At 71.4% G+C, this 20,823-nt stretch carries 18 protein-coding genes; 5 read left to right on the forward strand and 13 right to left on the reverse strand.

Annotated features, from left to right (window positions below):
- Positions 1-12: 12 nt before the first annotated feature.
- The 3 genes from H305_RS0109460 to H305_RS45160 form a co-directional block, all read right to left on the reverse strand.
- The gene (locus H305_RS0109460) at positions 13-216 is read right to left on the reverse strand and encodes a hypothetical protein (RefSeq protein ID WP_158690505.1); all 204 of its coding nucleotides are present in this window, start codon (positions 214-216) and stop codon (positions 13-15) included.
- Positions 217-382: 166 nt separating this feature from the next.
- Positions 383-868 (reverse strand): OsmC family protein, encoded by a 486-nt coding sequence (locus H305_RS50400; RefSeq protein WP_234020694.1) that lies wholly within the window; start codon positions 866-868, stop codon positions 383-385.
- 70 nt (positions 869-938) lie between these two features.
- The gene (locus H305_RS45160) at positions 939-1,448 is read right to left on the reverse strand and encodes a YbfB/YjiJ family MFS transporter (RefSeq protein WP_028800179.1); all 510 of its coding nucleotides are present in this window, start codon (positions 1,446-1,448) and stop codon (positions 939-941) included.
- Positions 1,449-1,546: 98 nt separating this feature from the next.
- Between H305_RS45160 and H305_RS50405 the strand changes: the two genes are divergently transcribed.
- Together H305_RS50405 and H305_RS0109480 are read left to right on the forward strand one after the other, a co-directional pair.
- Positions 1,547-1,669 carry a S1 RNA-binding domain-containing protein gene (locus H305_RS50405; RefSeq protein ID WP_078628950.1) on the forward strand — a complete coding sequence of 41 codons (123 nt, stop codon included), beginning with the start codon at positions 1,547-1,549 and terminating at the stop codon, positions 1,667-1,669.
- 331 nt (positions 1,670-2,000) lie between these two features.
- A complete protein-coding gene (locus H305_RS0109480; RefSeq protein ID WP_078628951.1) occupies positions 2,001-2,954 on the forward strand; it encodes a serine hydrolase in 954 nt (317 codons plus the stop codon).
- A 118-nt stretch (positions 2,955-3,072) separates the two neighbouring features.
- On the opposite strand, the gene menC is transcribed toward H305_RS0109480, so the two are convergent.
- Genes menC through H305_RS45165 form a run of 3 tightly spaced genes read right to left on the reverse strand, consistent with a single transcriptional unit; the run spans position 3,073 to position 6,775 of the window.
- Positions 3,073-4,191: an o-succinylbenzoate synthase gene (gene menC, locus H305_RS0109485; protein ID WP_028800181.1), complete on the reverse strand. Its 1,119-nt coding sequence runs from the start codon at positions 4,189-4,191 to the stop codon at positions 3,073-3,075.
- Complete coding sequence (locus H305_RS0109490; RefSeq protein ID WP_028800182.1) at positions 4,188-5,075, reverse strand: hypothetical protein; 888 nt, start codon at positions 5,073-5,075, stop codon at positions 4,188-4,190. The genes menC and H305_RS0109490 overlap by 4 nt, the downstream gene beginning before the upstream one ends.
- A 47-nt stretch (positions 5,076-5,122) precedes the next feature.
- Positions 5,123-6,775, reverse strand: coding sequence for a PucR family transcriptional regulator (locus H305_RS45165; protein WP_158690506.1), 1,653 nt, complete (start codon positions 6,773-6,775; stop codon positions 5,123-5,125).
- Between the two features lie 161 nt (positions 6,776-6,936).
- Here H305_RS45165 and H305_RS45170 point away from each other — a divergent pair, with 161 nt between their 5' ends.
- Both H305_RS45170 and H305_RS0109505 read left to right on the forward strand, forming a co-directional pair.
- Positions 6,937-8,535, forward strand: a complete 1,599-nt coding sequence (locus H305_RS45170) for an N-acyl-D-amino-acid deacylase family protein (RefSeq protein WP_051370474.1) — start codon at positions 6,937-6,939, stop codon at positions 8,533-8,535.
- 44 nt (positions 8,536-8,579) lie between these two features.
- Positions 8,580-9,656 carry a M20 family metallopeptidase gene (locus H305_RS0109505; protein WP_037763241.1) on the forward strand — a complete coding sequence of 359 codons (1,077 nt, stop codon included), beginning with the start codon at positions 8,580-8,582 and terminating at the stop codon, positions 9,654-9,656.
- A 46-nt stretch (positions 9,657-9,702) separates the two neighbouring features.
- Here the strand turns inward: H305_RS0109505 and H305_RS0109510 are convergent, their stop codons facing one another.
- The 7 genes from H305_RS0109510 to H305_RS55990 all read right to left on the reverse strand — a co-directional run bounded on the left by H305_RS0109510 (position 9,703) and on the right by H305_RS55990 (position 19,031).
- A complete protein-coding gene (locus H305_RS0109510) occupies positions 9,703-11,088 on the reverse strand; it encodes a serine hydrolase domain-containing protein (RefSeq protein WP_028800184.1) in 1,386 nt (461 codons plus the stop codon).
- Positions 11,085-12,068 carry an oligopeptide/dipeptide ABC transporter ATP-binding protein gene (locus tag H305_RS45175; protein WP_063611295.1) on the reverse strand — a complete coding sequence of 328 codons (984 nt, stop codon included), beginning with the start codon at positions 12,066-12,068 and terminating at the stop codon, positions 11,085-11,087. The genes H305_RS0109510 and H305_RS45175 overlap by 4 nt, the downstream gene beginning before the upstream one ends.
- A gap of 53 nt (positions 12,069-12,121) precedes the next feature.
- Entirely contained in the window at positions 12,122-14,080 is a 1,959-nt protein-coding gene (locus tag H305_RS0109520; protein WP_051370475.1) for a dipeptide/oligopeptide/nickel ABC transporter permease/ATP-binding protein, read from the reverse strand.
- A 6-nt stretch (positions 14,081-14,086) separates the two neighbouring features.
- A complete protein-coding gene (locus tag H305_RS0109525; RefSeq protein ID WP_234020695.1) occupies positions 14,087-15,013 on the reverse strand; it encodes an ABC transporter permease in 927 nt (308 codons plus the stop codon).
- A gap of 122 nt (positions 15,014-15,135) precedes the next feature.
- Positions 15,136-16,734: an ABC transporter substrate-binding protein gene (locus H305_RS0109530; protein WP_028800187.1), complete on the reverse strand. Its 1,599-nt coding sequence runs from the start codon at positions 16,732-16,734 to the stop codon at positions 15,136-15,138.
- 304 nt (positions 16,735-17,038) lie between these two features.
- Entirely contained in the window at positions 17,039-18,271 is a 1,233-nt protein-coding gene (locus H305_RS45180) for a serine hydrolase domain-containing protein (protein ID WP_063611297.1), read from the reverse strand.
- 166 nt (positions 18,272-18,437) lie between these two features.
- Positions 18,438-19,031 (reverse strand): serine hydrolase, encoded by a 594-nt coding sequence (locus H305_RS55990; RefSeq protein ID WP_028800188.1) that lies wholly within the window; start codon positions 19,029-19,031, stop codon positions 18,438-18,440.
- 548 nt (positions 19,032-19,579) lie between these two features.
- Here H305_RS55990 and H305_RS45190 point away from each other — a divergent pair.
- A complete protein-coding gene (locus H305_RS45190) occupies positions 19,580-20,701 on the forward strand; it encodes a GlxA family transcriptional regulator (RefSeq protein WP_063611298.1) in 1,122 nt (373 codons plus the stop codon).
- The last annotated feature ends 122 nt before the right edge of the window (positions 20,702-20,823 follow it).

The raw sequence follows: 20,823 nt of genomic DNA on the forward strand, positions 1-20,823 counted from the left end.
GGTCGCCGACCCTCATCGGCGCGGCGAACGTCCGGGCGCGGACAGCACGTCGTATGCCGGGCTGAAGTCCCGTTCCAGCAGGCTGGGCCTGGCGTCGTACATCGCGCGACGCCCGATGGAGGCGGTGCGCCGAGCCGGGTGCGCGCCCGCGACGGCGGGCAGGCCGAGCCACCGGGCGGTCAGGATTCGGATCAGATCGCCGTGGGTCGCCGGCACCACATCCCTGCCTCAGCAGGCGCCGGGAGCCAGCGCGGTCAGCCCGTGCGGTGACGGGCGGCCTCGCTCTCACCCGGGCGTCAGGCCAGGTCGTGATGTCCGATGCAGTTCATGCGGGACCGGTTCCGGGCGGTCGCCGCGTGCCGGACGAGGACGATCCGGCGCATCATGGGCGTCGGCCTTCCAAGGGGTGCGGCTGGGGCGGCCCCGCGGAGCACCGGGCCGGCTGCCGCTGGTTCTGCATGGTGTCCGCCGCTTCGGCGGTCTGCCGATCCGGGCGGACACGGTGGTGATCGGCACCGCCGAGCTCAGCAGCCGGTGAACGGGACAGCGCTCGGAACGGACATGAGCCTGCGTCGCTGCTCGTCGTCGAGGTCCCCCTCCAGGAGACCTCGACGACGGCCGGACCGTCGGACCGGGGCCGTACGCGGACGTCGCGCAGCGGCCACCCATGGCGGTCCGCGTCCATCCGCAGGGTCATCGAGCCGCAGGTCCCCAGGCCGGCGAGGACGAACTCGAAGGGGTTCGGCCCGACGTCGCCGCCGACCGGGACCGGCTCGTCCGCGGTGACCCGGTGCGGGCCGACGGCGATGGAGCGAGCCCTGCCCGCCCGCTCGGTGACACGCGGGCGACATGTCAGTTCCTGTGGCATGCAGCGGTGCCGTCTACGGCGACCAGGATGCGGTCGAACATGGCGGGGACTCCTTGGATGTGTGGACCGGTCAGCCCCGTACGGCGGACCGGTCGGCGGGAACGGGGAGGGAGGTGGGGTCGTCCTGGTGCCGGTGCTCGGCGGCACCGCGCTCGCGCTGGACGAGGGCGACCACGGCAGAGACGGCCAGCAGGACCACGGAGAGCCATAGACCTTTGGCGATGCCGCCGGAGGAGTCCGACAGCAGGCCGGAGATCAGCGGGCCGACCGCCTGGCCGACGCTGAAGGCGACGGTCAGCAGCGCGATGCCGGAGGTCCAGGCGTGCTGGGGCAGCATCCGGCGGGCGAGCACCGTGACGGCGGTGGGCCCGGCCATGAACGAGCCGCCGAAGACGACCGCCGAGACGATCGCGGCGACCGTGCCGTGCCACAGCAGGATCGGCAGCACACCGACCAGGACGACGACGGACACCAGCGCCGGGGCCGCGCCGCCACGCAGCCGGCCGATGAGCCGGCCCCACGCCCTGTCATGGGCGCCTATGGCCGGTCGACGGGCCATGGAGCCCTCGGCTCCGGCCATCGGCCGCGAGGGTCGGCGCGGGGACACGGCCACGACTGCGCCGCCGTCGGGCGGACCGGGACGTGACACGAGTGCCGCTCGCACAGCGCTGGACGCCGATGGCAAGTCCACAGGATGTCGTTGAGGTCGGCGACGAGGTGACGGTCGTGGTCACGGAGGTCGACCGAGTGCGGCGCAGGCTGTCCCTTTCCCGGCGGCAGGTGTCGCCCGACCCTCGGTGACACCCGCACGTCACCGTCCCAGGGTTCCCCGGCATGCGTGTTGCGTTTCCGGGGCAGGGCCATGCCTTGCCCCGGCGAACCTGCCCGGTCGCAGCGCTGCCCGCGCACAAAGCCGGATCCGCACCTTCGCTCTCCCTGCCCCTGCGGATGCGACCGGCGCCATGGGCAGACCCACCGCATCGCAACCGCCGACCTTGTGGCCGTCGACGAAGACGCGATCCTCCCTCGGTGCCCATGCTGCTTCCGCGCCCTCCTTCTGCTCGTTTCCGGTACGGATGACATGGGTGGGGCGCTTCGGAGTGAACATGACGTTCTGGAAGGGGTCACGGCCATGGAAGAGAGCAGGACGAAGGTCGGCAGGCCGCCCGGCGGAGGCGACAGGGCGCAGACCGAACCGGAGCAGGTGCGGCGCACCGTTGCCGAGGCGTTCGCGGCGGCCGGATCCGGCGGCTTCGTCCACGCCGTCGACATCGACAACGGTGTGCAGTTCGAGTACGGGGCGGACACGCCGGTGGTCCTGGCCAGTGTCTGCAAGATCCCGGTGTTGGTCGAGCTGTACGCCCGGTCCGACGAGGGCACTGTCGACCTGAGCGGCCGTGTGCATGTACAGGCGACGGGCCGGTCGCCCGGGCCGACCGGCTTGTCGGTCATGCTCGACCCGGCCGACGTCTCCCTGCGCGACCTGGCCTACTGGATGATGAGTGTGAGCGACAACGCGGCGACGGACGTCCTGTGCGAGCTGCTCGGCCTCGACGCCGTCAACGCCAGGATGAGTGGCCTGGGACTGAAGGAGGTCCGGCTGGAAGGGACGTGCAGGGACATCTACGACGCATTCGACGAAGAACTCGGCGGCGCCGACGTGCTCGACCTGAGTGATACGGAAGTCGCACGGCTGCGAGCCTCTCGCGTTTTGCAGATCCCGACCGCCACCCGTGGGACACCCCGCTCGATCACCACCCTCCTCTCGATGATCTGGCGGGACCAGGCGGCGTCGCCCGAGGCCTGCGCGGCGATGCGCCGCATCCTCGGTCTGCAGGTCTGGCCGCACCGGCTGCGCAGCGGTTTCCCGGACGACAGGGTGGCCGTCGCGGGCAAGACCGGGACTCTGCCGTTCGTCCGCAACGAGGTCGGCGTGGTGGAGTACCCGGACGGCGGCCGGTACGCCGTCGCCGTCTTCACGTGCCCCGATTCGCTGGCGTACGCGAACCCTCCGGCCGATGCCGTCATCGGCACCGTGGCACGCGCCGCCGTCGACTGCATCCGGGCGGCGCAGCCGACTGGCTGACCTCTCGACGCGTCGCTCGACGCTCGGGTGCGGTCGTACGCCGACCCGTAGCGAGCACCGCGGCAGCCGGACCCTCTGGATCCGGCTGCCGGCGGTTTTCGGGCCCGCGTCCCGGGGCCTACCGCATGGACTCCAGGTTCACGTACTCGCGCGAGACCGTGACCTCCTCCAGCGCGTCGGGTTGGACGTCGACACCGAGACCGGGTGCGTCGGGCACCTGCAGGTGCCCGTCGGACAGGACGAAGGGCGCGGTGATGTCCTGGGCGTAGTAGCGCGCCGACGCCGACGTGTCGCCTGGCAGGACGAAGCCGGGAAGCGCGGCGAGTGCCACGTTGGCGGCCCTGCCGATCCCTGTCTCGAGCATGCCCCCGCACCACACCGGGGCGCCCACGGCGGCGCAGACGTCGTGGATGCGCCGGGCCTCCAGGTAGCCGCCGACTCGACCGGGCTTGATGTTGACGATGGAGCAGGCCCCGATGGCCAGCGCGTCGGCCGCGGCGCGCGCCGAGGTGATCGACTCGTCCAGGCAGACGGGTGTGCGGATGCGCTTGGCCAGTTCGGCGTGGCCGCGGACGTCGTCCTCGGCGAGTGGCTGCTCTATCAACAGCAGCCCGAACGGGTCCAGTTGGGCGAGCCTCGGTGCGTCGGCGACGGTGTAGGCGGTGTTGGCGTCCACTTGGAGCAGCAGTTCGTCGCCGAAGCGCTCCCGCACGGCCCGGACGGGTCCCACGTCCCAGCCGGGCTGGATCTTCAGTTTGATGCGCAGGTACCCGGCATCCAGGTAGCCGGACACGGCGTCGAGCAACCGGTCGGTCGAGTCCATGATTCCGACCGAGACACCGGCCGGGATCTGGTCGTGCACCGCGCCCAGGTAGCGGGCGAAGGGCATGCCGGTGGCGCGCAGTTCGGCGTCGAGAACGGCCATCTCCACGGCCGCCTTCGCCATGCGGTGGTCCTTGACCGGTGCGAGCAGCGGCGCGACATGGGCGGCCGTCACCTCGGGAACCGCCGCCAGCCTGGGCAGGAGGAAGTGCTTGACGACGTGCTCGGCACCGTCGCAGTACTCGGCCGAGTACAACGGGTCGCTCATCGCCACACACTCGCCCCAGCCTTCCGCGTCGGGGGTGACCACGCGAAGCAGCAGCAACTCGCGGGCGTGCGCGGTGCCGAACGAGGTGCGGAACGGCTCGACGAGCGGCAGCCGCACGCGCCGCAGTTCGCATCCGGTGATCTTCACGACGGGTTCCTCCGAGTCAGTAGGTAGTGCCCGGACCGGGTGCAGGTCCGGATTTCGTAGCCCTCGGCGAGGGCGCCGGTGAGGGCGGTGCGCAGCGCGAGCCGCCACTGCGCGGCACGGGAGGGGTCCTCGCGCCGCACGGCCTCGATGTCCGGGGGGATCCAGCACAGTTGGGCCTCGGCGTCGGTGGGGTGCGGCTCGGGGCCGCCGTCCGGGCCCTGCACCAGCCGTGGCTCGGCGTGGGCGACATCCGGTTCCGCGGTCCGGCGGCCCGGCCTGCCGTCGAGCAGATCGACGACGTGAGGGGCGAGCAGTGGCCAGGTGAGGTGGAGCCGGTCGCTGTGCTGGCCTGCGTTGATTCCGTCGGTCATGTCGCCGTAGAAGTCCGTCAGGTACTCGGTCGCCCGGGCACCGAGTTTGACCAGGTTGAAATAGGCGTTGCGCCGTACCAGCGGGTCGAAGGTCCAGGTCACGCTCTCGATCCCGCGGCAGGCCGCCCAGGCGCGCTGGTGGAGTTTGAGCGCGAACCCGATGCTGCGGCCCTGTGCACCGGCGTGGACGCCACTGATGTGGGAGTGGAGGGTCGGCCGGTCGCGCAGACCGAGGAAGGCAACGGACGCGCCGAGAAGTTCGTCGCCGTCGAAGGCGCCCACCACGTAGTTCCCCGCGTGGGTGAGTGCCCGCAGGACATCGGTGTTGAGCGGGGGCCGGTCGGTGTTCCAGATGTCCGCGAACAGGAGGACCGCGCTTCTCAGAGCGGGGATGTCGGTGAGTTCCCGCACATCGACTCGGGCACGGGCCTGGGCCGCCGTCGCGGCGGCCGCCGCCCGGTCCGGCGCGTCGGGTGCTGCGCCCGTGAGGGCGGTCGAAGGTGAAGTAGCCACCCCCTCACTCTGTTTGCATCCGTGGGCGAGTGCTTCGTCGCAGCAGATCAATCCCGGCCGGGGACTTGGTGGGGGCCGACGACGTGGAGGCCTCCGGCGGTGGTCGCTGCTCGTCCCTCGGAGACCATGAGCCGCAACTGCAGCCAGAGCACCAGGCGTTCGTCCGCATCCCCCAGGTCCACGCCGAACAGCTCCCCGACTCGGCGGATGCGGTACCGGAAGGTGTTCTGGTGGATGTGCAGGCGGTCCGCCGCGACGGTGGTGTCACCGAAGGCGTCGAGGTACGCCAGGAGCGTCTCGGCGTACCGGGTCCCCTTCTCGGCGTCGTGGCTCAGCATGGCGGTGACGGACGCGAGTCGGATCCGCGGGTTGTCGGCGACGGTCTCTTCGAGTTCCAGCAGGATCGCCTGGCAGCGCACGTCGTCGATGGACGCGACGTGGGTGCGGTGTGGTTCGGCGGCGAGCACCGCCAGGACCCGGTCCGCCTCCTGGCGCGAGCGTGGTACCTCCGCGAAGTCTGCCACGGCGGATCCGATGCCGGCCCGCAGCCGGGTGTGCAGCGACTCATCGGAGCGGGTGATGACGGTCTCGGCCAGTGCTGCCACCCGTGCCTGCGGCACGTCGTCCGCAAGGGGGAGCAGGGCGTAGACGACCTGTCCCTCGACCACACAGGACGCGGCGGAGGTCAACGTCTCGGCGCAGGCGGTCACCAGGTCCGCGACCTGCAGCCCGAGGACGTTGGCCGGAGTGCCGGACGAGGAGGGCAGTTCGAGGGCGAGCACGGTCATCCGGCCGGAGTCGATGCCGAACCTGGCCGCGGCCGGGGTCTTGCCGGCGAGCAGGGAGCGGAGCAGTTCGCCGCGGGCCCGGCGTTCCAGCTCCGTGGCGCGGCGCAGCCTGAGCAGGTGGAGCGCGGCCACCGCGGCGGCTTCGGCGAGTGCCTGCTCGGCCTCGGGAGAGAACGGGGTGCCGGACTCCACCGCCCAGATGGAGCCGAGGAGTTCGGAACCCGCCCGGACCGCCACCGCGAGACGGGCCAGCGGCGAGGCGTCGCCGATGCGGATGGCGCCAGGGGCACGCCACAGCCGTCGGTAGATCCGCATGTAGTGGTCGTCCAGGGGTACCTGGCGCCCGAGGATCGTGTCGCGGCGCGCGTCGTCGATCGGCTGGCCGGGGAGGTTGGAGTAGGCGAGGACCCGCTGCTGGGGGTCCTCGACGGTGATGGCGCCGCCCACCATCGCCGCCACGGCGTTGGCCAGGGCGAACAGGTCGCCGACCGCGGCGGCCGAGGGAAAGCCCGGCGCGTCCTGCCCGGCGTTGCCCGCGGCGGCGGCGAGCAGCGCGTCGACATGCCGCCAGGGAATGACGTCGGCGACGGCGAGCACGGCGACCCCGGCGGCGGTGGCGGCTTCCACCAGCGGGCCGGTGTCCGCCCCGCGGGTCTTGAGAGCAATCGCCGCGGCGCCCGCCCGGCCGAGCGCGGGCAGGGCGTCGAGGAGGGCCGCGGCGTCGGGACGCATACCGACGGCCAGCAGGATCGCCCCTCGGTGGGCCGGCCCCTCCTCTTCGGTGACGTCCAGGACGCTGTGCCCGGTCACCGGGTTGTCACATCCTGCCGGCGCGGCGAGCAGGCGGGCCGCGGAAGTCCCGAGCAGGTCGACTATCCGCGCAAGGGAGGGATGTGCGTAAGGGGTCGTCACGTTCCGTCCTTCCAATGCCGCTTACGATCGCACGCCGCATCCTGCGCGGACATGTGCGGGGGCACATGATCGCCGCACCGGATTGGTCGCGGAGGACGAGGTGAGGTTGCGGGCCTCCGGCGAGACTGCCGTGCGCGGGCAACCAAGTGAGGAGACATGGCGTGTACGAGCTGAAGTTGTGTGGGGGAACCGTCCACGACGGCCTGGGTTCCCCCGGCGTGCGGGCGGACGTCGCCGTGACGGGCGACCGTGTGATGGCGGTCGGCCGTGACCTGGGGCCCGCCCGGCGGGAGATCGACGTCGCGGGGATGGCGGTCGCGCCGGGGTTCATCGACCCCCACAGCCACTCGGACATGGTCCCGATGATGTCCGATCCACAGCCCTTCAAGCTGTTCCAGGGTGTGACGACCGAGATCGCCGGCAACTGCGGTTACTCCGCCGCCCCGATGGACGACGCGGCCGCGCAGGAGGCCCGGGCCTTGTTCGGCGACCTCGCGGCCGGGGCCGCGTACACGGCGCGCTCCTTCGGCACGTACCTCGACGACATAGAGGCCGCCGGCCCCACGAACCACTTGGCCGTGATGGTCGGTCACCACACGCTGCGGCTGACCGCCAACGGCATGCGCCGGCAGCTGGCCCCCGAGGCGCTGGCATCCATGTGCGCGCTGGCGGACGAGGCATTCGCCGCGGGGGCCGTCGGCTTCTCCAGCGGTCTGATCTACACACCAGGGGCGTATGCCGACGTCGAGGAACTGGTGGCACTCGGCAAGGTCGCCCACCGATGGGGACGCCCGTACGCGACCCATATGCGGGACGAGAGCGACGCCCTGGAGGCCGCGCTGGACGAGGCGATCGAGATCGGCCGACGAGCGCGCATCCCGGTGCAGATCTCCCATTGCAAGGCGGCCGGCCGGCCCAACCACGGCAAGTCCTCGATGCTGCTGGGGAAGCTGCACGCGGCGCGGGTGGCCGGCGTGGACGTCCGCGGCGACCTGTACCCGTACCTCGCCGGAGGCACCATGCTCCACGCGATGCTGCCCCCCGAGGCGCTCGCCGGAGGCGCCGAGGCGCTGCTGGCCCGCATGACCGATCCGGCCGAACGCGCGCGGCTGCGCGCCAGGGCCGAGGACCCGGCGCAGGCGATGGCGGCGGGGCTCTGGCGCCAGGTGGCGCCCACCGACGTACTGATCAACCGCCACCGGGACGCCGGAGTCGCCGGTCGGACCCTGGAGGAGGTCAGCGGCGAGGGCGACGCGTGGGAGGCCCTGTGTGCGCTGATCACGGCCGACGTGAACGCGATGATCGTGCCGACCATGATGGCCGAGTCGGACATGCGGACGATGATGGCCGATCCGCTCATCGGCATCGGTTCGGACAATGGCATGCCCACCGGGCTGGATCATCCGCGCACCTGGGGCTGCTTCCCACGCTTCCTGGGCCGTTACGTGCGGGAAGAGGCAGTGGTGGACTGGCCGGAGGCGGTCCGCAAGGCGACCTCGGCGACCGCCGCCCGGTTCGGCCTCGCCGCACGTGGCTGGCTGGGGCCCGGAGCCGTCGCCGACCTGTGCGTCATCGACCCGGAGAAGGTCGGCCATGACGGCACCTACGCCGTACCCGACGCAAGGCCGACGGGCATCCCGTACGTGGTGCTGGCCGGGGACGTCGTGGTGGACTCCGGGGAGTTCACCGGTGAGCGGCGCGGTCGCGTGCTGCGTGCCGGCCATGGCGAGCGAGCCGCCGGAGCGGCGGTGGCGGGATGAAGCACGCCTCGCTGCTCGCTGCGGCCGCTTCGCAGGCGCCACGGATGAGGGCAGAGCTGGCCGAACTTGTGGAGCAGGAGTCCTTCTCCTCGGACCTGCCGGCCCTGCACTCATGTGCGGACCTGGTCGCGGAACTCGGCGCACGGGCGCTGGGAAGCGCGCCAAGGCGGCTGGAGCCGGGCGGCCGGCCTCATCTGCTGTGGCCTGGTTCGGGTAACCGCGAGGTGTTGGTGCTCGGCCACTTCGACACGGTGTGGCCGACGGGCACGCTCGCCGGGTGGCCGTTCACGGTGGACGGCGATCTGGCGACCGGCCCCGGTGTCTTCGACATGAAGGCAGGCATCGTTCAGATGTTCGCGGCCCTGCGGCTGCTGCCGTCGACGGAGGGCGTCGCCGTCCTGCTCACCAGCGACGAGGAGATCGGCGCCCCGTCCTCACGGAAACTGATCGAGGACACCGTCCGCGGCTGCCGCGCCGTGCTCGTGCCGGAACCGAGCGCGGCCGGGGCGCTGAAGACCGCACGCAAGGGCATCGGCACCTACCGGCTGGACGTCCGCGGGCGGGCGGCGCACGCGGGACTTGAGCCGGAGAAAGGCATCAACGCGACCGTGGAACTCGCCCACCAGGTGCTGCGCATCGCCGCGCTGGGCGACTCCACCGTGGGCACCAGCGTGACCCCGACCGTGCTGTCGGGCGGCTCGTCCATGAACACGGTTCCCGAGCAGGCCTCGGTGCAGGTGGACGTGCGGGCATGGACCGCGGCCGAGCTGGCACGGGTGGACGCCGCCCTGCGCGAACTGGAACCCGTGGCCGCCGGCGCCGCCCTGGAACTGGACGGCGGCGTCAACCGGTACGCGCTGGAGGCCTCCCATTCGGCGGACCTGTTCGGCGCGGCCGCGCAGGAGGCCGCGGAGCTCGGGCTGGCCCCCCTGCGCGGCGTTGCGGTCGGCGGCGGCTCGGACGGCAACTTCACCGCCGGGCTCGGGGTGCCCACCCTGGACGGGCTGGGCGCGGTCGGGGATCATGCTCACGCCCCGGGCGAGTACGCCGACTTGTCCGCGATGCCGCAGCGCGCGGCGCTCATGGCGGCGCTCGTCGGACGGCTGCTCGGCACCGGCTGATCAACTGTCCGACTTGGGCTCGGGAACCGGTACAAGAGCCGTGCGCTCAGCCGGTCTTCGGCGTGGCGCGACCACCGAAGTGGATGTAGCGGGAGCTGTCGTGCAGGGTGTAGCGAACGACGGGCGTCCACGCGGTGAAGTCCTGTTCCCGGGTGACGAAGAGGCCGGCGTCCGGATCGACGGCGGTCAGCGGCAGCCGGTGCGGTGGCTCGTCGAGGCCGGCCAGTCCCTCGGTGAAGGTCACGGTGAGTTCCGGTGTGCCGTCCTCGGAAGGGGCGAGGTCCATGCGCACGTGGTTTCGCTCGTAGCTCCCGTACCAGTCGGTGAGATCCACGGGGATGGGCTCCGCGGGCGGCTGCGGCGGACCGGGCACGTGCAGCCCGGCGGTCTCGGGGAGCACCTCGTTCGCGACCGCCCGGAAGAGCTCACGGGTGCGTCCGCCGTTGGTGAGCAGGACGATGACGACGTCCCGGTCGGGGAGGACGCGCAGGAAGGCGCTCTGTCCGATGGTGCCGCCGTCGTGCCCGTACAGGGCACGGCCCTCCCAGGTCGGCAGGAACCAGCCCAGGCCCCAGTGGTCGGCGATGGTCCAGCGGTCCGGCACTGTCACCTGCGGCTCGCGCATCATGCGTGCGGAAGTGGCCGACAGCACCCGGGTGCCGTCCGCTGCCGCGCCGTCGGCGAGGTGCATACGCGCGAAGGTGACGAGGTCCTCGGCGGTGGCGACGACGATGCCCGCCGGTCCGGCCGAGCGTGGGACGTCCCAGCGTGGCGCGGGTCGCGGCCAGTCGTCAGGTCCGCCGTCCGGCACCGGCAGGTGCCCCATGGCCGCCCGGAAGCGCAGCACGTCCTCGGGCAGGGTGAAGGCGCGGTCCATGCCCAGGGGGGCGAGGAGACGCTCGCGCAGGGCGGTGTCCCACAGCTTGCCGGTGAGCACCTCGATGACCCGGCCGGCGACGCCGAAGCCGGTGTTGCAGTACGACTGGGTGGCACCGATGGGGTGCGACTGGCCGAGATCCGCGCACCGGGCGATGAACCGCTCCAGCACGTCGTCCCCGCGGCCGACGTCGGTGAAGACGTCGCCCTGGATGCCGCTGGTGTGGGTGAGCAGGTGGCGCATCGTCACCGACGCGGTCACGTCCGGGTCGGCCACCTTGAACTCCGGCAGTACCTTCACCACCGGCTCGTCGAGATCGAGCAGTCCCTCGTCCACCAGTTGCATCACAAGGGTGGTGGTCAGCGTCTTGGTGATGGAACCGATCTGGAACAGCGAGTCGGTCGTGGTCTCCACTCCCGTATCCCGGTTGAGCACACCCGCCGCCGCGAGAACGGTCCGGCCGCCCGCGTGGACGGCCAGGGATGCGCCGGGCACGCGGTACTCACGTGCGAGCCCGTCGAGTCGTCGTCCCAGTTCTGCCTGGTCCAGTGTCAACGTCGCTCCTTCGTAGCGGTCATTTCATCGGTGGTGGCCACCGCGGCGGGCGAGGCGTGCACACCGTTCGACGGGCCGTCGGGTTCTTCGGCGAAGTGGCAGGCGGCCCGGTGGGGCCGTCCGGCGGCGCCGAGCTGCGGGTCCAGGGTCAGGCACACCTCACGGGAGGCGTTCGTGCGCGGCCCGACGGGGCAGCGGGGGTGGAAACGGCAACCTCGTGGAGGGTGGTGGGGATCGGGGGCGTCCAGATCCCCGGACGGCGCGTCGGTCTTCCGCCAGGACCGGCCCAGCCGGGGCACGGCTGCCAGCAGGGCCCGCGTATAGGGGTGGTGCGGCCGGGCGAGGAGTTCCTCCCTCGGCGCGGCTTCCACGATGCGGCCCAGGTACATCACAGCGATGAAGTCGCTGACGTACCGGACCACTTCGAGGTTGTGCGAGATGAAGAGCATCGAGGTGCCGGAGCGGGCCTGGATGTCGCGGACGAGGTTGAGTACCGCGCCCTGCACGGAGACGTCGAGGGCACTGGTGATCTCGTCGGCGATGATGACGTCGGGGCGCACCGCGAGCGCCCGCGCGAGCGCCACCCGCTGCCGCTGGCCGCCCGACAGACGCCTGGGGAGGATGCCCGCATGCTCCGGGGACAGCGCGACCAGATCGAGCAGCCGGCCGATCTCCTGGCCGCGCTGCTCGCGTGTCGGGCATGTACCGGCGCGGGCCCGTACAGCCTCGTCCAGGGTCGCCCCGACCGTCATCCGCGGATTGAGCGAGGCGTACGGGTCCTGGAACACCATCTGGATCCGCCGTCGGCGCGCCGTGCCCGAGGCGATGTCCTCGTCGTCCAGCAAGGCCTGGCCCGCGGTGACGGGAACGAGTCCGACGACGGCGCGGGCGACGGTCGACTTGCCCGAGCTCGACTCACCCACCAGGCTGACGATCTTTCCGGGGGGCACGGTGAGACTGACGTCGTCGACGGCCGTCATGGCTCGGCGACCCCGCCCGAACCGTACCGTCAATCCCTCGATCCGCAATCCGGTCATGCCGGCCCCGCCTCGGTGGTCGTCGTGTCGGCACGGTCCGCCGGAAGCGGAGGACGCGGATGCCAGCAGGCGACCCGCCGCCCGTCCCGGAACTCCAAGGGCGGCTGTTCGCCATGGCACTTGTCCGACGCGAAGCGGCAGCGCGGTGCGAAGGCGCAGCCGGGCGGCAGCTCCAAGAACTGCGGGGGCCGACCGGGAATGGTGGCCAGCGGCTGATCCCGGTCGCTGCCCATGTGAGGCACGGCAGCCAGGAGCGCCTCGGTGTACGGATGGGCGGGGCCGTCGAGCAGAGAGCCGACGCCGACGTCCTCGACGATCCGTCCTGCGTACATCACCACCACCCGCCGGCACAACGAGGTCACGACCGATATGTCGTGCGAGATCATCAGGACCGCCGCTCCGGTGTCCTCGTTGATCCTGCCCAGGAGCCGCACGATCTGTTCCTGCACGGTCACGTCGAGCGCGGTGGTCGGCTCGTCGGCGATGATCAGTTCGGGTCTTCCCATCAGCCCCATGGCGATCATGGCGCGCTGTCGCATGCCGCCGGACAGCTCGTGCGGGTACTGGGCCATCCTGATGGCGGGGCTGGGCACACGTACCTGGTTGAGCCGGTTCTGTGCGAGTCGCATCGCCTCGGCGTGCGGCAGACCTAGATGGACCTCGCTGGCCTCGGTGAGCTGACGCCCCATCTTCAGTGCGGGGTTGAAGGAGCTCAGCGGGTCCTGGAAGACCACGGCGGTCGTCGAACCCAGCAGCTTGCGTCGCTCAGGTGCGCGCAGCGTCCCGGCGTCCCGTCCGGCGATCTCCATCCGGCCGGCGGTGACTCGGCCCGGCTCCGGGACGAGCCCGGCGATCGCCATGGCCGTGAGCGTCTTGCCGCTGCCGGACTCGCCGACGATGCCGACCGTCTCGCCGCGCCGGACGTCCAGGGTGACGCCCCGGACGGTGTGCACCGGCCCCGCCGGTCCGGGAAAGGCGATCCGAAGGTCGTGCATGCGCAGGGCGTACGCGTCGGCGTCGGCCACGGCCGTCTCCTGCCCGGCCGCCCCCGGCTGCGGCAGGCCCGCGGCGGTGCGGCTCCGTGCCCCACCGAACCGGCGCGGACGGGCGTCCCGGGCGGAGGCGGCCGCGTCGTCCCGGACGAGTGCGGCCGCGGTCTCGCCGAGGGCATTGAAGACAAGGCCGGCGATGACGATGGCGACGCCGGGTCCGAGGGCCGCGGCGGGGGCGGTGTAGATGCGGTTGACGTTCTCGCTGAGCAGACGGCCCCAGTCGTAGGAGGGCGGCTGGACACCCAGCCCGAGGAAGCTCAGCCCGGACAGGGCGATGAGCATGCCACCGACCTGCAGGGTCGTGGTCACGATCAGCGGTTCCGCGATGTTGGGCAGGACATGACGCAGCATCAGGCGTGATCGGGACACGCCGAGCATCCGTGCGGCGGAGACGTAGTCCGAACCGGACACCGACGAGGCGAGCGTGTACGTCAGGCGTGCGTAATTGGGTGCGGTCGCGATACCGAGGGCCAGAACCGCCCCTTTCGCGCCGACGCCGGCCACGGTCGCGACGCACAACGCCAGCAGCAGCGGGGGGAACGCGATCGCGGTGTTCATCGCCGACTCCCATGCTCGGCGGCCGCGGTGGCCGAGGACGGTGGGGAACGCGCCGAGCAGCACGCCGGCCGCCGACCCCAGGGCGGTCGCCAGCACCGCGAGGATCAAGGAGAGACGGGCCCCCGACATCACACGGGCGAACATGTCCCGGCCCAGACTGTCGGTGCCGAGCAGGTGCTGCGCGGAGGGTCCTTGCCGGGCCGCGGCCACATCCAGGTGCCAGGCATCGACGCCCCAGATGCCGGGGCCACAGGCCGCCAGGAAGAGAAGGAGAAGCAGGCCGAGTGCGCCCATCATCCCTGTGGGGCCGATCCGGGAGGCGTACCGGCTGCATTGCTTGGTCACCGTTCCTCAACTCCTCGTGAGGGTCGAGCGGGGGTCGAGCAGACCGAGGGTCACATCGACGAAGAGGTTCACCGCCAGCACCACCGCCCCCAGGAGCAGGACGATCGCCTGCACCAGTGGATAGTCCTGGGCGACGATCGCGCCCACCACGGTGCTGCCGAGTCCCGGCCAGGCGAAGACGTTCTCGACCAGGACGCTGCCACCGACCAGCGAGGCGAACAGGATGCCGCCGACGGTGAGCCCCGCGGTGAGCACGTTGGGCAGTGCATGGCGCAGGTACAGCAGTCGCGCGGGCAGGCGCTTGCTGCGGGCGACCCGCATGTGGTCCTGACCGAGGACACGGGTGGTCTCTGTGCGGATGATGCGGGCGAGCTGGCAGCTGGGACCGAGCGCCAGAGCGAGGGCGGGCAGCAGGTAGGAGGCGGATGTGTCGGCGCCGGCGGGTGGCAGCCAGGGGAGGGTCACCGCGAAGACGAAGACCAGGCCCACGCCGATCAGGAAGTCGGGGACGGTGGTGCAGATCCCGGTCACGCCGGTGAAGGCGAGATCCGTGCCGCGGCGCCGCCCGCCGTGCGTCGCCACGGCCACCCACATACCGACGGGGACGGCCACCAGCGCGGTCAGCAGGAACGCCAGACCTGCCAGCTCCGCGGTCGCCGGCAGCCGGGTGGCGATGACCGACGACACCGGATCGCCGCTGGTGAGCGAGGTACCGAGGTTTCCACTGAAGACGCCCCCCAGGTAGTTCAGGTACTGCGTCAGCAAGGGCTCGTCCAGGCCGAGCTCGGCTCGGCGGGCCGCCACCACAGCGGGGTCGGCCGTGGCGCCCAGAGCGGCGCGCACCGGATCGCCCGGGACCAGATGGACGAGCAGGAACGACGCCGTGACGACCACGAAGAGCGAGATCGCCAGGGGCACCGCTCGTCGGATCAAGAACCTTGCCCAGGGGGAGGAGCGCCGGACGTCCTCCCCCTCGCCAGCGACGAATGCCCGGGAACCGTCACTCGGGACCGTCACGGGGCCCGGGGATGGCTGAGCCATGAGGTGACGTCTCCTCAGTTGGCGCGCAGACGGATGCTGGTCGGGAGCGGCATCTCGCCGGAGATCTCGAACGTCGCGCCGCGCCCGAAGTAGCTGACGTACCGCTGGGCGATGGGCACGACGTCGGCTCGGGCGAAGAGCGCCTTCTCGGCATCGGTCCACAACCGGCAGCCGGGCCGGCCGGGGGTCTGCACCGCCTGGGCGACCAGCTGCTCGTAGGCCGTGTTGTGGATGCCTGCGAAGTTGGATCCCCTGGGAGCACCGGGACCCGAGAAGAAACTGACGCTCTGTGACGGCAGCTGGGTGGCCAGATTGATCTCCGGGGCGGCGTCCCAGTTGTCACTCTGGAAGACCGCCTTGAGGAAGGCGGCCGAGTTCAGGCTCTTGACCTTCACGTCGACTCCGAGCTCCTGCCACGCGGCCGAGAACAGCTCCATGCCCGCCGACGCGTTCGGCCGTTCGGAGGAGTACATCGCGGTCAGCTCCAGGCGCTTGCCACCCTTCGACCTGATCCCGTCCGAGCCCTTGCGCCAGCCCGCCTCGTCGAGCGCGGCGGCTGCCGCCGCCTGGTCGAACGCGGGGATGCCCGCCGCAGCGCCGGAGTCGTCACAGATCTGGGGCGGCACGCCCATCGTGGTGTTACCGATCTTGCCCTGCCGGTCGGTGAGCACATCCGCGATCTGTTTGCGGTCCAGGGCCTGTGTGAGCGCCTTGCGGACCACAGGGTCGGCACCGGGATGGCCCGGGTGTTGGTTGAACACCGCCAGCGTCCCGCCGTCCTCGAAGCGGTACTCCTTCATGCTGCCCGCCAGCCGCTCCCGGTCGGGTCCGTTGACGATGCTGCCGTTGAGGCTGCCGCTGGTGAGGAGGTTGGCCGCGGTGGTGTCATTGTTGACGATCTTCAGGACGATCTTCTGCGGGGCTCCGGGCACGTCGATCCTCGCGCCGTCGGGTCCCCAGGCGTATTCGTCGCGGCGGACCAGCGTGTAGTGGTCGCCGGGGACGGCCTCGGTCAGCTTGTACGGGCCCGATCCACTGGTGGTCCTGGCGAGTGCGGTGGGGTCGACGGTGCCGCGGCCGCACACCACGAAGAAGGCGGCCAGTGACTGGAGCAGCAGGCCATCGGGTTTGCCGGTGGTGATCGTCACGGTGCCCGCGGCGTCGTCGGCCTTCGTGGTGAAGTCCGGGCCTGGCAGCACGATGCCGAGCAGCGGCGAGGAGGCCTTGGGGTCCTTGAGATAGTCCAGGTCCTTGCTGACGACGCTCGGGGTCACCGCCGAGCCGTCGGAGCATGTGACGCCCTTGCGGAGGGTCAGCGTGACCGACGAGGGGGTGACGTCCCACTTGGTCGTGATGCCTGGGATCGGGTTGCCCTTGTCGTCCAGGGTGACCAGCGGGTCGTAGGCAAAGGACAGGAGGTTGTTGGCCGCGGCGACAACGGTGTGGTACGGGTCGAGCTTGCCCGGGTCCTGCGACAGGGTCGACGTGAATGTGCCGTCGCGGAGATAGGCGCCCTGCGTCCCGGTGCCTGAGCGCGAGGCGCCTGTGGAGCAGGCCGTGACGGCGAGCGCGATCACACACAACATCGCTGTTTTGGATCCGTGCAGTCTCATGAGAAGCCTCCAGCAGCTCACCGTGGCGGTGAGGGATGCGGAGGAGCATCCAGCCGGCGGACCTCGGCCGTCTTCGTCGCTGAGCACCAGATGGGCACCTCGCATTCGTCGCCGGACCCCAATGGGCCGGATCAGCAGGCGGAGGCTCGGGCGGTCGCCTCCAACCCGCTGGGACACCGCGTTCCTCGGGCGGACGGCGGCGCCGGCACTCGCGCGGTGGAGCCCGATCCAGGGTGACGCCTCACGCCTGTGCCCGGCCCGCCGTCGCGGGCCGGGCACACCACCGGAGGCCGTGAGGAACGGGCTAGGACGTGGGGATGTCGTAGACGTTCTTCGGGGTCACGATGTCGGTGACCGCCTTGGCGAACTTCGTGGTCAGCGACTTGCCCTCGACATTGATGTCACTGGTGGTGTGCACCACGAGCGTGGCCTTGGCCTTGGGCAGATGGACCATCACCGTCTGATAGCCGGGCAGCGAGCCGTTGTGCCCGATCCACCCATTGACGTCGAATATGCCCAGGCCGTAACTCAGGCCCTCCCGGTCCGTCGGAAGCATCTTCAGCCGTTCGGCCTGGGTCGCCCTGGACAGCAGGGTCCCCTCGGTGAGGGTGGACGCCCAGGACCGCAGATCGCGCAGGTTCGAGATCATCACCCCGGACGCGCCGCCCGGCGGGGCCCAGTTCGTCGCGTCCGTGATCGACCCGTCGTTCGACGCCTGGTCGGTGTACCCGTGGGCGTGGGGGGCGGGGAATTCGGCGCCCTTGGGCACGAAAGTGTGCCTCAGGTGGGCCGGCTTGAGCACATGCCGGGTCAGGTAGCGGTCGAAGGGCTGCCCGGTCACCTTCTCCACGACCATCGACAAGAGGATGGTGTTGGTGTTGCTGTACTGGAATTGGCTGCCCGCGGGGAAGGCGACCGGGTGTTTGAAGGCGTATGCCAGCAGCTCCTTGTCGGTGAACGTGCGGCCGGTGTCGGCCATGAAGGCCTTGGCGAAGTCCTCGTCGTTGAGGGCGTTGAACAGGCCGCTGCGCATCTCCGCGAGGTGACGCAGCGTGATGTGACGGCCGTTCGGGACGCCGCGAACGTACTTGGAGATCGGATCGTCCAGGCTCACCTGCCTGTGGTCGACCAGACGCAGCAGCGCGGTGACCGTGAAGGTCTTGGTGACGCTGCCGATGCGCATGTTGAACCCGGGGGACATCGGCTGCCTCGTCGCCTTGTCGGCGGTGCCGAAAGCCCTGACGTAGCTGCCCTTGCCCGGCGCCCACAGACCCACCGTCACCCCGGGTGTGTGGGTGGTCCTCAGGACGTGCTGGACGGCGCGGTCGAGCTGAGCACGGACCTGCGGCGTCAGCGTCCGCATCACGGGCTGCCTCGAGAGGGTCCTGTGCGCCGGGGAGGGATCGCCGGTGAAGGCCTGGACCCCCGTACCGGTCGCCACCACCGTGCCGGCGGCGAGCGCCGCCCCGATCACGGCGAGCGTGCGACGCCGGGTGACGGGCCGAACGCGGTCGCCGGTCGATGAACTGTGAGGCATGCTGCGCCCTTTCAACGTGCGGACGGGCCCCTTGCGGCCCGCCCGGCTTCGCTTTCCATGGTGGTTTCGCCCGGCGGTCCTTCCCTCTGTCTCACGGGCGGTTTCCACCCTCCGCCGCAGGGAGGAGACAGCGCCCCTCTCATCCCCGGCCGCGCGGTCGGGTCCGTCACGGCGAGGTGCCCCGACCCGATGCGGGCCGGGGCACCTGGGGTGCATCGTTCTTGGGGCTGGGGCTGGGGCTGGGGCTGGGGCTGGGGCTGGGGCTGGGGCTGGGGCTGGGGCTGGGGCTGGGGCCGCCGCCGTGGATGATGCCGGGCAAGACATGCTGCACGGTGTCGTCCAGACTCAGCCGGTGCTCGGCCACCAGTTGCAGCACCACGGTGGCGGTGAACACCTTCGTGTTGCTGCCGATCCGCAGATGGTCGGAGCTCGTCATGGGCCGCATGGCGGCCACATCGGCGTAGCCGGCCGCGGCGGTCGCGGTGCGGCCGTGGTCCCGGAGGAGAGAGATCGCCCCGGGCAGTCCCGCCCTGGTCACCCGACGGACGGCCTGCCGGGCGGCGCGCTCGGCGGCCCAGGGGTGGGCCGGTGCCGTGTGGTGGACCGACATGGGGGAGGGCGTCGAGCCGTGGCCGCCGCCGGAAGCCGTGGCGCTGGGGGCAAGGACGGCTCCGGTCACGCTCGCGGCGCACAGGAGGGCGGCCAACCACCTGCCGCGATGGCGTGTCGGGCGGGCAGCGGCGGCGGTGTCATGGGTCATGGCTGCTCCAGGAGGAAGGATGGTTGCGCAGGGAAATGGGCGCGTCACCAGCCTCGATGCCGCCGGGGCGAAAGACGTCCGTCACTTGGACCACCCTCGGTCCCACCCTTGTGGGGGAGGGCGGGGTGCGCCTGCGCCTGCCGGAGGAGACCGGAGGTCCACCCACGGCGGGGCGGGTACGCCGGGGATCCCGGCCCCGCCACCCGCGGCGGCAGGCCGCGGAGAGGCAGGGGCAGGCACCGGCCCTGACCGGCGAAGAGAGGTCTCCTGCCCGGGAATTGGCCTGTCGGCAGGACAGGGACGGCCCGGAGCGAGGCAATGGCGTCCCGCCGTACGGTTACCGAGCCGGCGCGGGTCTGCCGGCCTGGACGGCAGTGGCAGCCGATGTCGCGGTCGGGGCGGCGGTGATGCCGCGCCGGGCGGCCCGACCGCCCGATGCCAGCAGGCTGCCCGGCCGGGCCCCGTCAGGGCCGTCCTCCCGGCGATGGCCGGATGCGAGGGGTATCGGTCCTTGCCCCGCCGTGAGGCCTGGCCTGACCCTGGCAGTCATGGTCACCTCGAACCGTCAGGCCGCCGCTGACAGGCGTCCGCGTACCCACCTCGTCGTGATGGTCCTCTACGACGGGGTGCAGGCGCTGGACGTCACCGGACCGCTGGACGTCCTGGCGGCCGCCAACGACCACGGGGGCCGCTACCGGATTGTTGCGCTGTCTCCCGGCGGCAAGGAGGTGCGGACCACGTCCGGGTTGCGGCTTGCCGCCGATGGGAGGCTTGAGGAGTGGCCCGGGCGGATCGGGACGCTCATGGTTCCCGGCAGCCCCAACTGGCACGTACCGGTGGAAGACCACGGGCTGATCGGGGAGTTGACGCGGCTGGCGCGCTCGGCGGGTCGGGTGGCCTCCCTGTGCGCCGGGGCCTTCCCGCTTGCGGCCGCGGGTCTGCTCGACGGTTGCCGCGTGGCCACCCACTGGCGGCAGGCCGACCAACTGGCCGCCCGCTTCCCGTCGGTGCATGTCGATCGTGATGCGTTGTTCATCCGTGACGGACGGATCATCACCTCGGCGGGCGTGACCGCGGGCATCGACCTGACGCTGTCGCTGGTGGAGGAGGACCTGGGCCCGGAGGTGGCGCGCGCTGCGGCGAAGGACCTGGTGGTCTTCATGGCCCGGCCGGGCGGGCAGTCCCAGTTCAGTGTCCGGCTGCGCGCACGGTATTGCCGCAGCGCCGGTGTGCGGGCGGTACTGGACGCCGTGACGGCCGCTCCCCAGGCGGACCACAAACTGCCCGCGCTGGCGGCGCGGGCGGGTGTGAGCGTGCGCCACCTCACCCGACTGATCCGCCAGGAGACCGGTACCACCGCCGCCCGGTTCGTCGAGCAGATCCGTCTGGAAGCGGCGCAGAGCATGCTCGAATCGGGCACCGACCCCTTGGACATGGTCGCCCGCAGGAGCGGACTGGGATCGGCGGAAACGCTCCGCCGTGCCTTTCAGCGCGAGCTGGGGATCACCCCCGGCGCCTACCGCGCACGCTTTCGCAGCACGCAGCCGGACTGTCCCATGACCTCCTCCCACCCCACCGACCCCGGTTGCCGGCCGTCCGACGGCACTCCACCCGCCGGCGACGGGGAGACACCCGCGGCATCCGGCGCCGCGCCCGCCATGGGCTTCTGACCGTCTGGTGCTCGCATGTCACCGAGTCCGTAACGCGACAGGAGCCCGGCTCGCCGGCTTCGGTGATCATGCGGCAGATCAAGGGGCTCAAGGGGGCACGGCCAACCCGTACGTGTATGACG

It is taken from the genome of Streptomyces sp. 142MFCol3.1, from assembly GCF_000424945.1.
GTDB classification, from domain to species: domain Bacteria; phylum Actinomycetota; class Actinomycetes; order Streptomycetales; family Streptomycetaceae; genus Streptomyces; species Streptomyces siamensis.